This is a genomic window from Mesorhizobium sp. CNPSo 4671, from assembly GCF_057784245.1.
Genome location: NZ_JBWLUW010000008.1, coordinates 52,897 through 66,832, shown reverse-complemented (window position 1 = coordinate 66,832; position 13,936 = coordinate 52,897). Strand labels below are relative to the sequence as shown.

General features: G+C 62.2%; 19 protein-coding genes and 2 tRNA genes. 12 read left to right on the top strand and 9 right to left on the bottom strand.

Annotation, left to right across the window (positions count from 1 at the left end):
- The first annotated feature begins 1 nt into the window (after nucleotide 1).
- Nucleotides 2-880, top strand: a complete 879-nt coding sequence (locus AC04SF_RS22185; protein ID WP_488479530.1) for an ABC transporter permease — start codon at nucleotides 2-4, stop codon at nucleotides 878-880.
- A gap of 13 nt (nucleotides 881-893) precedes the next feature.
- On the opposite strand, the gene AC04SF_RS22180 is transcribed toward AC04SF_RS22185, so the two are convergent.
- Both AC04SF_RS22180 and AC04SF_RS22175 read right to left on the bottom strand, forming a co-directional pair.
- The gene (locus AC04SF_RS22180) at nucleotides 894-2,252 is read right to left on the bottom strand and encodes a sensor histidine kinase (protein ID WP_488479529.1); all 1,359 of its coding nucleotides are present in this window, start codon (nucleotides 2,250-2,252) and stop codon (nucleotides 894-896) included.
- Nucleotides 2,242-2,910, bottom strand: a complete 669-nt coding sequence (locus AC04SF_RS22175) for a response regulator (protein ID WP_096456586.1) — start codon at nucleotides 2,908-2,910, stop codon at nucleotides 2,242-2,244. The genes AC04SF_RS22180 and AC04SF_RS22175 overlap by 11 nt, the downstream gene beginning before the upstream one ends.
- 478 nt (nucleotides 2,911-3,388) lie before the next feature.
- Here AC04SF_RS22175 and AC04SF_RS22170 point away from each other — a divergent pair, with 478 nt between their 5' ends.
- The 3 genes from AC04SF_RS22170 to AC04SF_RS22160 all read left to right on the top strand — a co-directional run bounded on the left by AC04SF_RS22170 (nucleotide 3,389) and on the right by AC04SF_RS22160 (nucleotide 4,927).
- Entirely contained in the window at nucleotides 3,389-3,616 is a 228-nt protein-coding gene (locus tag AC04SF_RS22170; protein ID WP_488479528.1) for a DUF680 domain-containing protein, read from the top strand.
- Nucleotides 3,617-4,078: 462 nt separating this feature from the next.
- Nucleotides 4,079-4,312, top strand: a complete 234-nt coding sequence (locus AC04SF_RS22165; RefSeq protein ID WP_488479527.1) for a DUF680 domain-containing protein — start codon at nucleotides 4,079-4,081, stop codon at nucleotides 4,310-4,312.
- A 375-nt stretch (nucleotides 4,313-4,687) separates the two neighbouring features.
- The gene (locus AC04SF_RS22160) at nucleotides 4,688-4,927 is read left to right on the top strand and encodes a DUF680 domain-containing protein (protein ID WP_096456592.1); all 240 of its coding nucleotides are present in this window, start codon (nucleotides 4,688-4,690) and stop codon (nucleotides 4,925-4,927) included.
- A gap of 45 nt (nucleotides 4,928-4,972) precedes the next feature.
- Here the strand turns inward: AC04SF_RS22160 and AC04SF_RS22155 are convergent, their stop codons facing one another.
- The 4 genes from AC04SF_RS22155 to purM are packed head-to-tail and all read right to left on the bottom strand — an operon-like array spanning nucleotide 4,973 to nucleotide 7,634.
- Nucleotides 4,973-5,482, bottom strand: coding sequence for a SixA phosphatase family protein (locus AC04SF_RS22155; protein ID WP_488479526.1), 510 nt, complete (start codon nucleotides 5,480-5,482; stop codon nucleotides 4,973-4,975).
- Entirely contained in the window at nucleotides 5,479-5,823 is a 345-nt protein-coding gene (locus tag AC04SF_RS22150; protein ID WP_488479525.1) for a hypothetical protein, read from the bottom strand. Before AC04SF_RS22150 ends, AC04SF_RS22155 begins: the two co-directional genes overlap by 4 nt.
- Before the next feature lie 12 nt (nucleotides 5,824-5,835).
- On the bottom strand, nucleotides 5,836-6,543 hold the full coding sequence (gene purN, locus AC04SF_RS22145) for a phosphoribosylglycinamide formyltransferase (RefSeq protein WP_096456598.1): 708 nt from the start codon (nucleotides 6,541-6,543) through the stop codon (nucleotides 5,836-5,838).
- Entirely contained in the window at nucleotides 6,540-7,634 is a 1,095-nt protein-coding gene (gene purM / locus AC04SF_RS22140) for a phosphoribosylformylglycinamidine cyclo-ligase (protein WP_488479524.1), read from the bottom strand. Before purM ends, purN begins: the two co-directional genes overlap by 4 nt.
- 215 nt (nucleotides 7,635-7,849) lie before the next feature.
- On the opposite strand from purM, the gene AC04SF_RS22135 reads away from it, so the two are divergent.
- From AC04SF_RS22135 to hdaA, 3 genes are read left to right on the top strand one after another with little or no spacing between them, the layout of a single operon-like run.
- Nucleotides 7,850-8,407 (top strand): CDP-alcohol phosphatidyltransferase family protein, encoded by a 558-nt coding sequence (locus tag AC04SF_RS22135; protein WP_488479523.1) that lies wholly within the window; start codon nucleotides 7,850-7,852, stop codon nucleotides 8,405-8,407.
- Nucleotides 8,379-9,587 (top strand): AI-2E family transporter, encoded by a 1,209-nt coding sequence (locus AC04SF_RS22130; protein WP_096456604.1) that lies wholly within the window; start codon nucleotides 8,379-8,381, stop codon nucleotides 9,585-9,587. The genes AC04SF_RS22135 and AC04SF_RS22130 overlap by 29 nt, the downstream gene beginning before the upstream one ends.
- Complete coding sequence (hdaA, locus tag AC04SF_RS22125) at nucleotides 9,584-10,288, top strand: DnaA regulatory inactivator HdaA (RefSeq protein WP_488479522.1); 705 nt, start codon at nucleotides 9,584-9,586, stop codon at nucleotides 10,286-10,288. Before AC04SF_RS22130 ends, hdaA begins: the two co-directional genes overlap by 4 nt.
- Nucleotides 10,289-10,727: 439 nt before the next feature.
- Here the strand turns inward: hdaA and AC04SF_RS22120 are convergent, their stop codons facing one another.
- From AC04SF_RS22120 to AC04SF_RS22110, 3 genes are all read right to left on the bottom strand, one after another.
- The gene (locus tag AC04SF_RS22120; RefSeq protein WP_488479521.1) at nucleotides 10,728-11,174 is read right to left on the bottom strand and encodes an integrase core domain-containing protein; all 447 of its coding nucleotides are present in this window, start codon (nucleotides 11,172-11,174) and stop codon (nucleotides 10,728-10,730) included.
- A 131-nt stretch (nucleotides 11,175-11,305) separates the two neighbouring features.
- Nucleotides 11,306-11,431 carry a hypothetical protein gene (locus tag AC04SF_RS22115; RefSeq protein ID WP_488479520.1) on the bottom strand — a complete coding sequence of 42 codons (126 nt, stop codon included), beginning with the start codon at nucleotides 11,429-11,431 and terminating at the stop codon, nucleotides 11,306-11,308.
- Nucleotides 11,432-11,543: 112 nt separating this feature from the next.
- Nucleotides 11,544-11,620, bottom strand: a tRNA-Pro gene (locus AC04SF_RS22110).
- Between the two features lie 125 nt (nucleotides 11,621-11,745).
- Here AC04SF_RS22110 and AC04SF_RS22105 point away from each other — a divergent pair.
- From AC04SF_RS22105 to AC04SF_RS22085, 5 genes are all read left to right on the top strand, one after another.
- Nucleotides 11,746-12,051 (top strand): ETC complex I subunit, encoded by a 306-nt coding sequence (locus tag AC04SF_RS22105; RefSeq protein WP_015318428.1) that lies wholly within the window; start codon nucleotides 11,746-11,748, stop codon nucleotides 12,049-12,051.
- A gap of 46 nt (nucleotides 12,052-12,097) precedes the next feature.
- Nucleotides 12,098-12,174, top strand: a tRNA-Arg gene (locus tag AC04SF_RS22100).
- A 139-nt stretch (nucleotides 12,175-12,313) separates the two neighbouring features.
- A complete protein-coding gene (locus AC04SF_RS22095) occupies nucleotides 12,314-12,559 on the top strand; it encodes a hypothetical protein (protein WP_488479519.1) in 246 nt (81 codons plus the stop codon).
- Between the two features lie 174 nt (nucleotides 12,560-12,733).
- On the top strand, nucleotides 12,734-12,955 hold the full coding sequence (locus tag AC04SF_RS22090) for a hypothetical protein (RefSeq protein ID WP_096459099.1): 222 nt from the start codon (nucleotides 12,734-12,736) through the stop codon (nucleotides 12,953-12,955).
- Between the two features lie 175 nt (nucleotides 12,956-13,130).
- Nucleotides 13,131-13,919 (top strand): GGDEF domain-containing protein, encoded by a 789-nt coding sequence (locus AC04SF_RS22085; RefSeq protein ID WP_488479518.1) that lies wholly within the window; start codon nucleotides 13,131-13,133, stop codon nucleotides 13,917-13,919.
- Nucleotides 13,920-13,936: the final 17 nt, after the last annotated feature.

The following is a 13,936-nucleotide window of genomic DNA, read 5'->3' as shown; positions in this document are numbered from 1 at the left end:
CATGACCGATGCCGCCATCGACATCAGAGCAGGGGCCTTCAAGCCTGGCACATCAGACGCCGAAATCGAAGCCGCCGCCGCGAAGGCGGCAACGCATCGCCGCCGCACCGTGATGTTCTGGCGGGTCGCCATTCTCGTTGCCTTTCTCGGCCTTTGGGAAGTCGCCGCGCGCAAGGCCTGGATCGATCCGTTCTTCTACGCAATGCCGAGCGCGATCGCGCAGCGGCTCTATGAATGGACGACGGAAGGAACGTCCGAGGGGCCTCTCTGGTATCATCTCTATGTCACCATGGAGGAGTCGGTCATCGGCTTCGCGACCGGCTCGGTCGCTGGTATCATCATCGGTGTCGCGCTCGGCCGCAACCGGATGGCCGCCGACATTTTCTCGATCTATATCAAGGTCATCAATTCCATTCCGCGCGTGGTTCTGGCGCCGATCTTCATCATGATCCTCGGCCTCGGCCTCGCCTCGAAAGTGGCGCTTGCCTTCGTGATGGTTTTCTTTGTCGTCTTCCACAATGCCTTCCAGGGCGTGCGGGAGGCCGACAGGGCAATGATCGCCAATGCCCGCATCCTCGGCGCATCCAACTGGCAACTGACCCGCTCGGTGATCGTCCCTTCGGCGATGAGTTGGATCTTTGCCAGCCTGCATGTCAGCTTCGGCTTTGCCATCATCGGCGCGATCGTCGGCGAGTTCGTCGGCGCGCGCTTCGGCATCGGCCTCCTGATCAATATCGCCAAAGGGTCCTTCGACGCCGCCGGCATGTATGCCGCGATCGTCATCGTCATGGTGGTGGCGCTTGGTGCCGAGTATCTGATGACGATGGTCGAGAACCGCCTCGCAAAATGGCGCCCCCAGCCATTGCACGAGACGCAGTGAGCGGCGAAATACTTCAGCTGCCTGCCAGTGGCAGCCTGACCTCGACCACCAGACCGCCGGCCGCGCCATCCCGCAGGGTGACGCGGCCGGCGGCATTTTCGACGACCTCGCGCACGATGGCGAGCCCGAGCCCGCTGCCTTCCTCGGTCGAACCGGCGATGCGGTAGAAGCGCTCGAACACATGGTCTCTTTCGTCCACAGGGATGCCCGGACCGTCGTCGGAGACCGTCAGCATGGCTTCGCCATCGACGGCTGCCAGCCTCACCGTGACGCTGCCGCCTGATCTGGAGTAGCGCAGCGCGTTGTCGACGAGGTTGACGATCATCTCGCGCAGCATGGTGCCGTCGCCGATGACCGGCACAGGGCCGGCCTCCTCAAGGCCGAGATCGATGTTGCGACTGATTGCCAGCGGCGCTTGCGCCTCCAGCACGTGTCGGGCCGCTTCGGTCAGGTCGATGCGGTCGGCGCGCGGTCGCCGGCTGCCCGGTTCCGCTCGCGACAGGGTGAGCAACTGTTCTGCCAACCGCGCGAGCTTGCCGGAGCTTGTCTGCAGCGCCACCAGCGCCTCCTGGCGTGCGTCGGGGACAGTTTCGCGCAGCGCGTAGCTCGCTTGCGTCGACAGCAGCGCCAGCGGCGTGCGCAGCTGGTGCGCGGCGTTGGCGATGAAGCGGCGCTGGGCTGCCATCTGCGCCCGCACGCGCTCCATATAGACGTTGAGCGCATCGATCAGCGGGCGGATCTCGCTTTGCGCACCTGGCACCTCGACCGGGTCGAGATCGCTGCGACTTGGCGAGCGCACCGCGTCGCGCAACCGGATCAACGGTGCAAGGCCGCGATGCAGGCCGAGCAGAACGAACAGGCCGGCAATCGCCACCAGTGCCAGCTGCTGGGCAAAGGCGCCAAACCAGAGACGCCGCACCATGGCATCATGTCCGGCAAGCGTGACGCCAACGGTAACTGATATCGGCGAGTCGTCTCCGGCGCCGACCACCGTATGGCTGTAAGTAAGCAATCTCAGCAGATGGTCCCGATAGCTTGCCTCGGTGCCGGGATACTTCACCGCCTCCGGCAGATCGGGATAGCCGGTCAGCAGCCGCCCTCCACGGGCCTTGACATGGTAGTAGACGCTGTCGCGGTCGCCGGTGTCGAACATCTCGAGCGCCGCCGGTGGTATTGTCGCGTCGAGCACGCCGTCAGTCACGGCGACACGTTCGGCAATAGCCCGGGCCGAGCCCATCAGCATGCGATCGGTGACCAGATCCGCGGTTGCCAGCGCGTTGCGATGGCTGGTCCACAGATTGATGGTGACCAGCCCAACGAGCGGCAAGACCACCCAGGCCAGCAGTTGCAAGCGGAGACTGTTAATCCTCATGTCGCAAGAGATAGCCGAGGCCACGCAAGGTGGCGATCTGGACCCGCGACCCCTCGAGCTTCTTGCGCACACGGTGCACATAGATCTCGATGGCGCTGGGGTCGGCGTCTGTCTCGAAGTCGTAGATCGCCGCCGAAAGCGCTGCCTTGCTCACCGTACGCCCGGCCTTGACCATCAATTGCTCCAGCACCGCATGTTCGCGCGGCGTCAGCGCCAGTGTCTCGCCGGCCAGCGAAAACAGCCGTGTGTTGGTGTCGAAGACGAGATCGCCGCAGGCAACGACAGGCGCGGTCCGGTCATTGGCGCGTCGCAGCTGCGCCCGGATGCGCGCCTCGAGCTCCTCGACCTGGAATGGCTTGGCCAGATAGTCGTCGGCGCCTTCATTGAGCCCCTTGACCCGACCGTCGAGGCTGGCATTGGCAGTCAGCACGATCACCGGCACCCGGTTGCCGCGCGCCCGCAGCATGCGCAGCACCTCCAGGCCGCTCATGCGCGGCAGCGCCAGGTCGAGGATGACAAGCGCGTGGTCGCCAGCGGCCAACGCATGCTCGACATCCTCGCCCTCATGGACGATGTCGACGACATAATTCGCCTGGCGCAAGGTCTTGCCTAACCAGTCGGCCAGTTCGTGATTGTCCTCAACAAGCAGCAGTCGCATATCTATGGCAGTCCGGATCCCATTTCCCTGCGGATCGCCTTGGGCGTGATCGGCCACGGCATCCCTGATCTCCGTTGAATGAGCGACAGTATCGATCCCAAAGCAAGACAAATGCGATCTAGGCTCGCGGCAACAGCAGATCGTTACAGGTTCAGGTCGGCCAATTTCTATCTGAAATCAAACCGAACGGTTCGGTTCTGATTGACGGATTGTATCGCAAACAGTGAACAATGATCTCCAAAAGCACGCTGGTTCCGTTGGAGGTGATGAGCTTAATAGACTGAAATTGCTTCGTAAATCGCTTCGAGATTGCTGCGGTGCAGCATGCATTGTCTATAATATAATGAAATTCTTCAAAGCCGACGCGGCTGGAAATCCTAAAAAGCATTCCCTACTTCGGGGTGGTCCGAGCGACGCGAAAATCCTCCCAAGGGCACGCCACCAGACGGACAGGAAGACAAATACCGGAGTACTTAAAATGACCAAGATCGCTCTTACCGTCGCCGCCATCCTCGTTGCCACCGGCACCGCTTTTGCCGGCAGCGACAACTACGGTTCCAACAATGTCAACCAGCCGGCTGCCAGCCAGTCGTCCGCCAACGTCGATACCACGCATACCGGTTCGATCGCGAAGTCCGTGAAGGCACAGGGCGACGCCAATGCCAACGTACGGGTTCAGTCGGGCCAGGGCATCTGGGGCCGTTAATTCCTTCAATCCCGGAAGACGACAAAGAGCGGTGGGCTTAGCCCGCCGCTCTTGTTTTTGTGCGCAGGGACAGATGTCTGCCGGTCGGGTTGGCAACTTACCGCCTGGCATGTCGAACGACGTGGTGCGCCCAGACGTTCACGCGGGTGTGCTGATCGAAATCGAACCGGTCGGTTCAAGTTATGTTGACGAACCGTGAGCGGATGATTGATGCCGGCTGGGTGGATCGCCGCATCGTTCGCTGGATGTTTCCATATAACCATATGATATTAATAAATAAAATCCTTCTTGCCTGACCTCCTGGCGGAAGTTCAAGGTCTGGATTCGCCGCGTGATGGAACATCTTCGTGATTGGAAGTCGACGAACGAAAAACCCACTTCCGACCTGTCCGAGCGACGCGAAATTCCTCCCAAGGGCACGCCACTAGACGGACAGAACAGAGAAATACTGGAGTACCTAAAATGACCAAGATCGCACTTACCGCCGCCGCCATCCTCGTTGCCACGGGCACCGCCTTCGCCGGCAGCGACCATTATGGTTCGGACAACGTCAACCAGCCGGCCATCACCTCGCACGCCAGCGACATCGACCACAGCTACACGGCTTCGACCCGCAAGCCGGTCGAGCACCACGGCTTCAAGCTGACGCCCGATTCAGTCCAGCCGGAATCCGGCCAGGGCATCTGGGGCAACTAAGCCAACGCTCAACAGGGCCGCAGCACCTGGGCCGCTGCCCGCGCAGCAGGCCTTGATAACAAAGAGCGGTGGGCTTGGCCCACTGCTCTTGTTTTTTGCGCAACAGGGCAGGCACCGGCGGCCAACGGTTTGATCAGCCGGTCGTCTCAACCGGCAGAAAAAGCCTCCACCTCCAGGAATAAAATCGGACAGCCTCGGGTCTTATCCCTAGAGCCGGATGATTTCAGGTCGAACCGACCTGAAATCTGAATCTGCCTCTAAATCAAAGAGATAGAGCATGATGTGTCCGAGAACCGCTTCGCACTTTTTCGGCATCATGCTCTAGCGGAACCGTCCTCCCAAGACGCCGCTTAACGGATGAAACAGGAGATTGAAATGAACAAGATCGCTTTCGCCATTGCCTCTATCCTCGTTGCGACCGGCAGCGCCTTTGCCGGCAGCGACCATTATGGCTCCGACAATGCCAATCAGCCGGTAGCCTCGGTCGCCGGCGTGGATCATGCCGTCACCGGCGCGGTCAAGAACACGGACACGGCCGGGCACAAGGCAGCCGACACCAGGATGAAGACCACCACCGACTGGCCGGAACCCGGCCAGGGTATCTGGGGCAACTGAGGAGCGCGACGGGCTTGCCTGCTGCATCCGCCCGTCATGAAACGTCTAGCTCAGGTCCTTAGGCCGCAGGCAATGCGTCAGCCGCCCGGACGACAGGCCAGACCAGTCGCCATCGAAGACAAAGCGCGCGAGGGCCGCTGTCGGGAACTTTTCCTCGAGCCTCCTGCGTGCTTTGGTCTCCGAGCCTGGGCCGGCAAGCTGTTTTGCAAGATCCTCCAGGCCCGGATTATGGCCGACCACCGCCAGACAACCGCTCGACGGCTCGACCAGACGAATCTGGCTCAGAATATCGGCCGCCGAAGCCTCGTAAAGCGCTTCGGCAAACACGACCCGGGGGTGCGCCGGCAGTTCCGCGGCGACCAGCCGCCAAGTGTCGCGGGTGCGCAGCGCCGACGACACCAGAACCTGATCCGGCAGCCAGTCGCGCGCTGCAAGCTCTCGCCCGATCAATTGGGCCGCCTTCAATCCACGTTGCGCGAGCGGCCGGTCGAAGTCGTCGAGGTCAGGGTCGTCCCAGCTCGATTTGGCGTGGCGTAGCAGGAGTAGTTGTTTCATCGATTTGAGTCCGACCAGGGGATGTCGGCATGAAAGTCTTTGCCATATCCGCCGCCGTGCTTTGTGCCGGCTTTCGTATCGAAAGCTGCGGAAAGGGCACCGAAGATGAACAACCCGACACGCCGCTCATCCTTATCCCACCGGACAACGATATCCGATCCGCTGATGGCCCAGGCGCCCGATCGTATGTGAATTGTATCAACGACGGAGCCTGACTCGTCGCCTTGTGCTCGATAGAGGTAAAAATACGCAGTGGCGTTTCGCGGGTCTCCGGCCTCGTCATACTCAAAGACTCCGGCCAGGTCGCCTTTCGTCCGGATCGCACTGTCGAAAACGTCCATTGGCCTGGGCCCTCAGGGCGTAATCCGCGCCAGATGCTCGAGGTCGGCTTCCTCGCGCAGCGGATCTGGCGCCATCACCACCGAGGTGCCGTTGTCGGCATCGTCGGCGAAGTGGGCAAGTACCGTGCGCCCGGCCTCCATGCGTGCCTTGCCTTCGGCGACCAGCCCGAGCGCCAGCGGATAGAGCCGGTGCTCGGCCTTCAGCACACGGGCAGCCAGCGTATCGGCATTGTCGCCGACCATCACCGGCACGGCGGCCTGGGCGATGATCGGCCCGTCGTCCATCTCCGACGTGACGAAATGCACGGTGCAGCCATGGATGCGCAGGCCGGCGGCCAGCGCTCGCGCATGGGTGTCGAGGCCCTTGAATGCCGGCAGCAGGGCAGGGTGGATGTTGATCATCCGGCCCTGCCATTTCTGGACGAAGCCGGAAGAGAGGATGCGCATGTAGCCGGCCAGCGCCACGATCTCGGCATTGAAGGCGGTGAGCGCCGCGTCGATCGCGGCGTCATGCGCCTGCTTGCTGCCATGGTCGGCGCGGGCAATGACTTGCGTGGCGATGCCGCGCGCCTTGGCGATGCCGAGGCCGGCGGCATCAGCCTTGTCGGAAATGACGCCGACGATCTCGGCCGGAAAGGCCGGGTCGCTGGCGGCGGCGATCAGCGCGGTCATGTTGGAGCCGCGCCCCGAGATCAGGACGACTGTACGTTTCCTGCTCATAGGCCGATCGAGCCCCGATAGATGACGCCGGCGTCGCGGCGCGGCACGATGCGGCCGATCGGCGTCACCGTCTCGCCGGCTTCCTGCAGCACGGCGGCGACCTGCGCCGCCTGGCCGGAAGCGACCGCCAGGATCATGCCGATGCCGCAATTGAAGGTGCGCATCATCTCTTCGGGCGCCACGCCGCCGGTCTTGGCCAGCCACGAGAACACCGCCGGGACGTCGATGGCCTCGAGGTCTAGTTCGGCCGAAAAATCCTTGGGCAGCACGCGCGGAATATTTTCAGGAAAACCGCCGCCGGTGATGTGCGCCAGCGCCTTGATGCCATGCGTGTTGCGGATGGCCTTGAGGATCGACTTGACGTAGATGCGGGTCGGTTCGAGCAGCGCCTCGGCCAGTGTCGCGTCGTCGTTGAATGGCGCCGGATCGCTCCACGAAAGGCCGCTGGCGGCGACGATGCGGCGCACCAGCGAAAAACCGTTCGAGTGTAGGCCCGAGGAAGCGAGGCCCAAAAGCACGTCGCCTTCGACGATGTCGTCCGTGGGCAAAAGCTGGCCGCGTTCGGCCGCGCCCACGGCAAAGCCGGCGAGGTCATAATCCTTGCCGTGATACATGCCCGGCATTTCCGCCGTCTCGCCGCCGATCAGCGCACAGCCGGCCTGCCGGCAGCCCTCGGCCATACCACCGACGATCGCCGCGCCCTGATCGGGGTCGAGCTTGCCGGTGGCGAAATAGTCGAGGAAGAACAACGGTTCGGCGCCCTGCACGACGATGTCGTTGACGCACATGGCGACAAGGTCGATGCCGATCGTGTCGTGCTTGCCGGCATCGATGGCGATCTTGAGCTTGGTGCCGACACCGTCATTGGCGGCGACCAGCACGGGATCGCTGAAGCCGGCAGCCTTGAGGTCGAACAGCCCGCCGAAACCACCGATCTCGCCATCGGCACCCGGCCGGCGCGTGGCACGCACCAGCGGCTTGATCTTCTCAACCATGAGATTGCCGGCATCGATATCGACGCCCGCCTCGGCATAGGTGAGCCCGTTCCTGCGCTTGCCCGTTTTGTTCTGGCCAGTTTCGCGCTTGCTCATCGCAATTTTCCTGCTCGTTTGCGGGCTCTTCGCATGAACGGTTTCGGTCCGCAAGGATAACGGCGGAACCGAGCGCCTTTTGGCCTGACAAAAGCGTGGATAGCATTTTCCGACATTCGCGGCGAACACCGTGACAGCCGAATTGCGCGGCACGGAGCTTGCGGCGCCTCTCCATCTCCATCATCTATCCCTGACCTGAGAGGACGGCTGAGCATTTGACCATCCCCAACCTGATCACCATCCTGCGCCTTGTCCTGGTGCCTGCCGTGGTGCTGGCCATGCTGCAGGCACGCTGGGACTGGGCCTTTGCCGGCTTCGTCATTGCCGGCGTCTCGGACGGCGTCGACGGTTTCATCGCCCGCCGTTTCAACCAGCAGTCCAGGCTCGGCGCCTATCTCGATCCGATGGCCGACAAGCTGCTTTTGGTTTCGGTGTTCGTCGTCATGGGCTTCATTGGGCATTTGCCGTTGTGGCTGGTCGTCACCATGGTGTCGCGTGATGCACTGATCATCTGCGCGGTTCTGTTGTCCACGGTGATGGCCCATCCGGTCGAGATAAAGCCGTTTCTGGTGTCGAAGGCCAACACCGCCATCCAGATCGTGCTGGCGGCGGTCGTGCTGGGGGAACTGGCCTTTGCCGTGCACCTCGACCCTTTGCGGCCAAGCCTCATATTGCTGTCCGGGGTCTTGACCGTGGCTTCGGCCGCAGCCTATCTCGTGGCTTGGCTGAGGCATATGAGCGGCTATGGCGAAGGCTCCAATCCGGACATCTGAGAAAGACGCGGCAGTGATCGAGGCTGCAGCTGCTGATCTTGCCGCGGCCTCCGCGTTCCGCCGGCAGATCTTCTTCTGGCTGGCCGGCGTCGCCGGACTTGCGCTGTTCCTCTATGTCTTCAGCAACATCCTGCTGCCCTTCGTCGCCGGCATGGTGCTGGCCTATTTCCTCGATCCGGTTGCCGACAGGCTGCAGCGGCTCGGCCTGTCGCGTTTCATGGCGACGGTGGTCATCCTCATCACCTTCCTCATTCTGCTGGTGCTGGCCTTCGTCATCCTCATTCCGGTCCTGGCGACGCAGATGGCCGATTTCGCCGGCAAGCTGCCGGAATATCTGACCCGGTTGCAGAGCCTGATCACCTCCTTTGACCCGAAATGGCTGGAGCAGAAATTCGGCGTCAACGCCAATGGCTTGCGCGACGGGCTGAATTCTTTGCTGACTTCCGGTTTCGGCTTGCTCACCACGGTCTTCACCTCGATCTGGAGTTCGGGCGTGGCGCTGGTTTCGGTGGTCAGCCTGTTCGTGGTGACACCTGTCGTCGCCTTCTACATGCTGCTCGACTGGGATCGTATGGTCGCGGTCATCGACAGCTGGGTGCCGCGCGACAATGTCGCGACCGTGCGCGCCATTGCGCGCGACATCAACACGGCGACCGCCGGCTTCGTGCGCGGCCAGGGCACGCTCTGCCTGGTGCTGGGCGCCATGTATGCAACCGGCCTGACGCTGACTGGGCTGAACTTCGCCATCCTGATCGGCCTGTTCGCCGGGCTGATCTCTTTCATTCCCTATGTCGGCTCACTGACCGGGCTGGTGCTGGCCGTCGGCGTCGCTTTCGTCCAGTTCTGGCCGGATTGGACCATGATCGTCGCGGTTGCCGTGGTCTTCTTCATCGGCCAGTTCATCGAAGGCAACATCCTGCAGCCCAGGCTGGTCGGCAAAAGCGTCGGCCTGCATCCGGTATGGCTGATGTTCGCGCTGTTCGCCTTCGGCGCGCTTTTCGGTTTTGTCGGCCTGCTGATTGCCGTGCCGGCTTCCGCCGCCGTTGCCGTTCTCGTGCGCTTTGCCATCGCCCGCTATCTTGAATCGCCGCTCTACAAGGGCCACGCGACAGAGTCCGCGCCGCCGCTGCCGGCCGATCGCGGCGGCGGCCACCGCACGCAACCGCGTCGCTCGAAGTGACCGCCCAGCGAACCGATCCGCCGCGCCAGCTGCCGCTCGATCTCGGCCACGGCACCGGCTATTCCCGCGACGAACTCGTCGTCTCCGGCACCAACAATCAGGCGGCGGCCCTGGTCGACCGCTGGCCGGACTGGCCTTCACCGGTGGTGGTGCTGGCCGGCCCCGCCGGCTCCGGCAAGACGCATCTGGCCGCCATCTGGCGTGCGCGTGCCAAAGCGGTTGCCGTCGACGCCGGGCGCATCGGCGACAGCATTGCCAGTCTCGGTGCGCGGCCGGCGCTCATCGACGATGTCGATGCGGGCGCGGTCGACGAACAAGGCCTATTCCATCTGATCAATGCGGTGCGTGGCGCCGGCTCGACGCTGCTGTTGACCGCGCGGCGTTTTCCCTCGGCCTGGGGTGTTTCGCTGCCCGATCTGGCCTCGCGGCTGAAGGCGGCGGCAACCGTCGAAATCCACGAGCCCGACGATCTTCTGCTGGCTGGTGTCATCACCAAACTGTTCGCCGACCGCCAGGTCGAGGTCGAACCGCATGTCGTGCAATATCTGGTCCGGCGCATCGAACGCTCGCTCGGCACAGCCATGCGCGTGGTGGAGCGGCTGGACCGCACCGCACTCGAGCGCAAGATGCCGATCACCCGGGCGCTTGCCGCCGAAACGGTCAACGCCATGGACGAGGGGCAGGGAGCGTTCGAGATTTAGATCTCAAACGACCGGTGAACCCAGGCGTGTCCCATTTTGGGAAACAGGACTGGCATCTATCTTGCTGCACCAGCTTGCCGGCTGACCCCGGTCCTGATTGCGTTCCAAATCAGGTTGTAGGCTCGCCGGGAATGAGTTTGGGGTTCTCGCCCGGCGAGCTTGCCTTCAGGTGTATCGAGCGATCGCCCCCACCGCGGCAGCGGGCATGCGACACGCATCGCTTCAATCATCGAAACTATTGAGATGGACCATTCAATGGTCCATGCGGAGCAAGCCTGGCCAATCTCAGAGCCACATTCTGACGAAATGCCGGACCAGCAGATAGACAGCCGAATGAGCGGCGACGTAGCAGGCTGCGACCAGCACAAAAATCCCGATACTGACAGGCCAGGAACGGGAGGCGAGCGTGCCCGGAGACAGCCTGGCCTGCCTGCGGCTCTCACGATTGTTCCATGCCGCCAGCGCCGCACAAGCGACCGCCCACGCCACCATGAATGGAACCGTCACGCCCGCATAAGCAAAATAAGCCGGTCCGAACAGCGACACCCCCGCATCGATCCCAAGCATCGGCTACCCCCGTTTTGCGGGAGTGTAAGCCGGCAATGTCGACGGATGCGAGCTTGAAATAGTGAAACCCGGATACTGGGATCAACCCTTCTCTAAGAATCATCTTCCGGGCGTGTTGGTCTTCGAACTGTTGCGGGCTGAGATAGCCGAGCGCTGAATGCAATCGGCGGGTGTTGTAGACCTCATCAATGAAGCGGGGAAGGTCCTCAGCGACGTCGGTGAAGGTTTCATAGGCCATCGGATAGATGGCTTCGACCTTCATCGTCTTCATGAAGCTCTCCGCTTTGGCATTATCGTAGGGATTGCCGCGCCGACCCATCGATCCAATAAGATCGTGCTCGGCGAGAAGATTGCGATAGAGGCGCGCGGCATATTGCGCCCCTCGATCCGAGTGATGGACGCAGCCCGGCGGCGGCGATCTGAAGCCGGCGCGTTGCTGGCCTTGCCAAACTACAATTTCGTTGCCGAGGTATGCTGCGGCCCAACGTCGGTCACCAGCGCCATGCCGCCGGACTGGCTGGTCTTGCTGCTCTCCTGGCCTTTCCGGGTGATCACCGGCCTGTCATTGGCTGCCATTCGAAGCGCTCCGGTCTCAGACTCGCACCGGAAAACCGTCGCAGCAAGGGCCCGCGACCGGGGCGGCGCAAGATGGCCATGCGGCCACGCCAATGCTGCATTTTCAAGAGGATGGTCGGAGTGGAGAGATTCGAACTCCCGACCCTCTGGTCCCAAACCAGATGCGCTACCAGCCTGCGCTACACTCCGAACGGTCTGTTGCCTATTCATTTCGGTGTTACATGGCAAGTGCAAAAACCTTGCCGCCATGCGCATTGCGCAGTAATGACGGGCGAAGGGGCGGCGATGCTGCCTTGCACAACCATGAGGTGGCCATGTCCGCGCGCATTTTCAGCCCAGCCAAAACCGCGATGCAGTCCGGCAAGGCCAAGACCGGCCACTGGGTGTTAGAATTCGACCCCGAGATGCGCAAGAAGATCGATCCCTTGATGGGCTATACGACCTCGGGAGACATGAGAAGCCAGATCAGACTCACCTTCGACACACGCGAAGAGGCCGTGGCCTACGCCGAAAAGGAAGGCCTTGCCTTTCGCGTCGAGGAGCCGAAAGAGACCAAGCGCCGCCAGATTTCCTATGCGGAGAATTTCCGCTATGACCGCAGGACGCCCTGGACGCATTGAACGGCGCCAGCGCCAGATACCCAGCCGGCCTCTTTGGCCGGCCAGCGGTCCCGTAGCTCAGCTGGATAGAGCACCGGCCTTCTAAGCCGATGGTCACAGGTTCGAATCCTGTCGGGATCGCCATTAAATAATTGATTTTAAGAGATTATTTCTGCTCTGTTAAAGGCGTGTCGGCTTACCCTCTGCCGCGTCGCCATGATGCCAGTCTGCGCCGCAAGAAATGACCGGCGGGAACCTGACGCTTGCCGGCGCGTTGCCTCGCATGCTCAAGAAGATCGCCTTCGCCGCCGTGCTGTTCCAGGTTGCCGTTTTCTCGGCTCTGATAACGCAGACGGTTCTTTTCGCATCCACAGCGACTGAAGCGGCCGACGTGCAGTACGGCCAACCCGTTGCCGTCACCGACAAGGAATGCGCCGCCGCGACGTGGCCGAACATTCCGGATCGATGTCTGGAGCGGGTTGAGGCGCGCAACTCTATTACGACACTGGTGCTGGCGGCCGGCCAATAGAGCAACGCTGCCTGGGGCCATCAGGAATTATTTCGTGATCCGCCGAGGTTGGAACCTTAGCGCACACCGAGCGTTCGGGGCCTTGTATTCGCGGAGCCTCATAAAAGGCAATGTGCGGGCCGGCGAATGGGCGGGGCAAAACAAGCGCGGGTTGGGGGAGGAGAAAACGAGGCCATGTCGAAACGTGAAATTGGAACGTCCCCTGCCTTGGGGCGGCGTATTGCTGAACTCAAGGCCAGAATGCAGCATGCCGAAATTTCCGATTATGAGATGAAGACCTTCCACAAGGTCGCAGCCATCATGGGGGCAAGCGACGGGTCCCTACGACTGGATGCTGACGACCTGATCGCGGCATCGTTCGTCGTCGAGGCGGGTGAATCGGCGTCCAGCCGCTGACGTTCGGGATTTCTCCGCATTAGCGCAAAATTCAGTGAACGAGCTTGCTTTTATCGCCGGAGCACGCCGTCCAGCGAGCGTGCCCCGGCTCCCTGATCTCGAATTGAAAGGAAAGTCTTATCATTTTGTTTGCGTTGGCACGTCATAGTAGAGGCGGCTAACGGAGTGAAATGGGATGAAGCTCGACCTGTCGCCGACCAGCTGGGGCAGGGTGGTCGCTGTCACCGCTGCCGGCACGGCATTCTTCATTGCCGTGGCGTTTTTCGTCGATTCGTTCAATTTCCCCTATCTCTCGCCCGAGGCCGTCTGGCGGGCACAAATGACGGACCTGATGCTGCCCCTGGTGCTGGGCGGGTCGTTTCTGTTTTTCCTCATGTGGAAGATCCGCCAGCTGGCCATAGCCCAGCGTGACCTCAGCGTCATCGCGGCGACCGACAGCCTGACGGCGGTGCTGAACCGCGGTGCCTTCTCGATGCTGGTCGAGGCCTATCTCGAGCAGACCCGCAAGCAGGAGGATACCCGCTCTGGCGCTCTGCTGATCATCGACGCCGACCATTTCAAGTCGATCAATGACCGCCTCGGCCATGACTGCGGCGACCAGGCGCTCAAACTGATCGCCCAGGCGATCAAGGGACAGTTGCGCGGCAGCGATATCGTCGGCCGTATCGGCGGCGAGGAGTTTGGCGTGTTTCTTCCCGGTGTCGACCCCTCGCAATCCTGGCTGGTTGCCGAAGGCATCCGCCGACGGATTCGCGAAATGGACTTTTCGCCCGACGGTCGCGCCTGTCCGCTTTCCGTCTCGATCGGCGGCACCAGCTTCAGCGGGCCGACGACCTATGAGGCGATATTCTCCGCCGCCGACAGACGGCTCTATGCCGCCAAGTCGAATGGGCGCGACCAGGTCAGCTTCGACCCGGCGGAAGCCGCCCTGGTGTCTCAGCCCAGCGCCACCACGGTGCATTGACCGTAGCCTTCCGGCAG

Excerpts from the sequence above, each read along its gene's own strand:
- AC04SF_RS22130 (WP_096456604.1), top strand. The coding sequence starts at position 8,379 with ATGGCGAAGGCTCCAATCCGGACATCTGAGAAAGACGCGGCAGTGATC.
- AC04SF_RS22120 (WP_488479521.1), bottom strand. The coding sequence starts at position 11,174 with ATGGGTCGGCGCGGCAATCCCTACGATAATGCCAAAGCGGAGAGCTTC.
- purN (WP_096456598.1), bottom strand. The coding sequence starts at position 6,543 with ATGAGCAGGAAACGTACAGTCGTCCTGATCTCGGGGCGCGGCTCCAAC.
- AC04SF_RS22105 (WP_015318428.1), top strand. The coding sequence starts at position 11,746 with ATGTCCGCGCGCATTTTCAGCCCAGCCAAAACCGCGATGCAGTCCGGC.
- AC04SF_RS22165 (WP_488479527.1), top strand. The coding sequence starts at position 4,079 with ATGACCAAGATCGCACTTACCGCCGCCGCCATCCTCGTTGCCACGGGC.
- AC04SF_RS22180 (WP_488479529.1), bottom strand. The coding sequence starts at position 2,252 with ATGAGGATTAACAGTCTCCGCTTGCAACTGCTGGCCTGGGTGGTCTTG.
- AC04SF_RS22115 (WP_488479520.1), bottom strand. The coding sequence starts at position 11,431 with ATGGCAGCCAATGACAGGCCGGTGATCACCCGGAAAGGCCAGGAGAGC.
- AC04SF_RS22155 (WP_488479526.1), bottom strand. The coding sequence starts at position 5,482 with ATGAAACAACTACTCCTGCTACGCCACGCCAAATCGAGCTGGGACGAC.
- AC04SF_RS22160 (WP_096456592.1), top strand. The coding sequence starts at position 4,688 with ATGAACAAGATCGCTTTCGCCATTGCCTCTATCCTCGTTGCGACCGGC.
- AC04SF_RS22170 (WP_488479528.1), top strand. The coding sequence starts at position 3,389 with ATGACCAAGATCGCTCTTACCGTCGCCGCCATCCTCGTTGCCACCGGC.
- AC04SF_RS22150 (WP_488479525.1), bottom strand. The coding sequence starts at position 5,823 with ATGGACGTTTTCGACAGTGCGATCCGGACGAAAGGCGACCTGGCCGGA.
- AC04SF_RS22175 (WP_096456586.1), bottom strand. The coding sequence starts at position 2,910 with ATGCGACTGCTGCTTGTTGAGGACAATCACGAACTGGCCGACTGGTTA.
- purM (WP_488479524.1), bottom strand. The coding sequence starts at position 7,634 with ATGAGCAAGCGCGAAACTGGCCAGAACAAAACGGGCAAGCGCAGGAAC.
- AC04SF_RS22185 (WP_488479530.1), top strand. The coding sequence starts at position 2 with ATGACCGATGCCGCCATCGACATCAGAGCAGGGGCCTTCAAGCCTGGC.
- AC04SF_RS22090 (WP_096459099.1), top strand. The coding sequence starts at position 12,734 with ATGTCGAAACGTGAAATTGGAACGTCCCCTGCCTTGGGGCGGCGTATT.
- AC04SF_RS22095 (WP_488479519.1), top strand. The coding sequence starts at position 12,314 with ATGCTCAAGAAGATCGCCTTCGCCGCCGTGCTGTTCCAGGTTGCCGTT.
- AC04SF_RS22085 (WP_488479518.1), top strand. The coding sequence starts at position 13,131 with ATGAAGCTCGACCTGTCGCCGACCAGCTGGGGCAGGGTGGTCGCTGTC.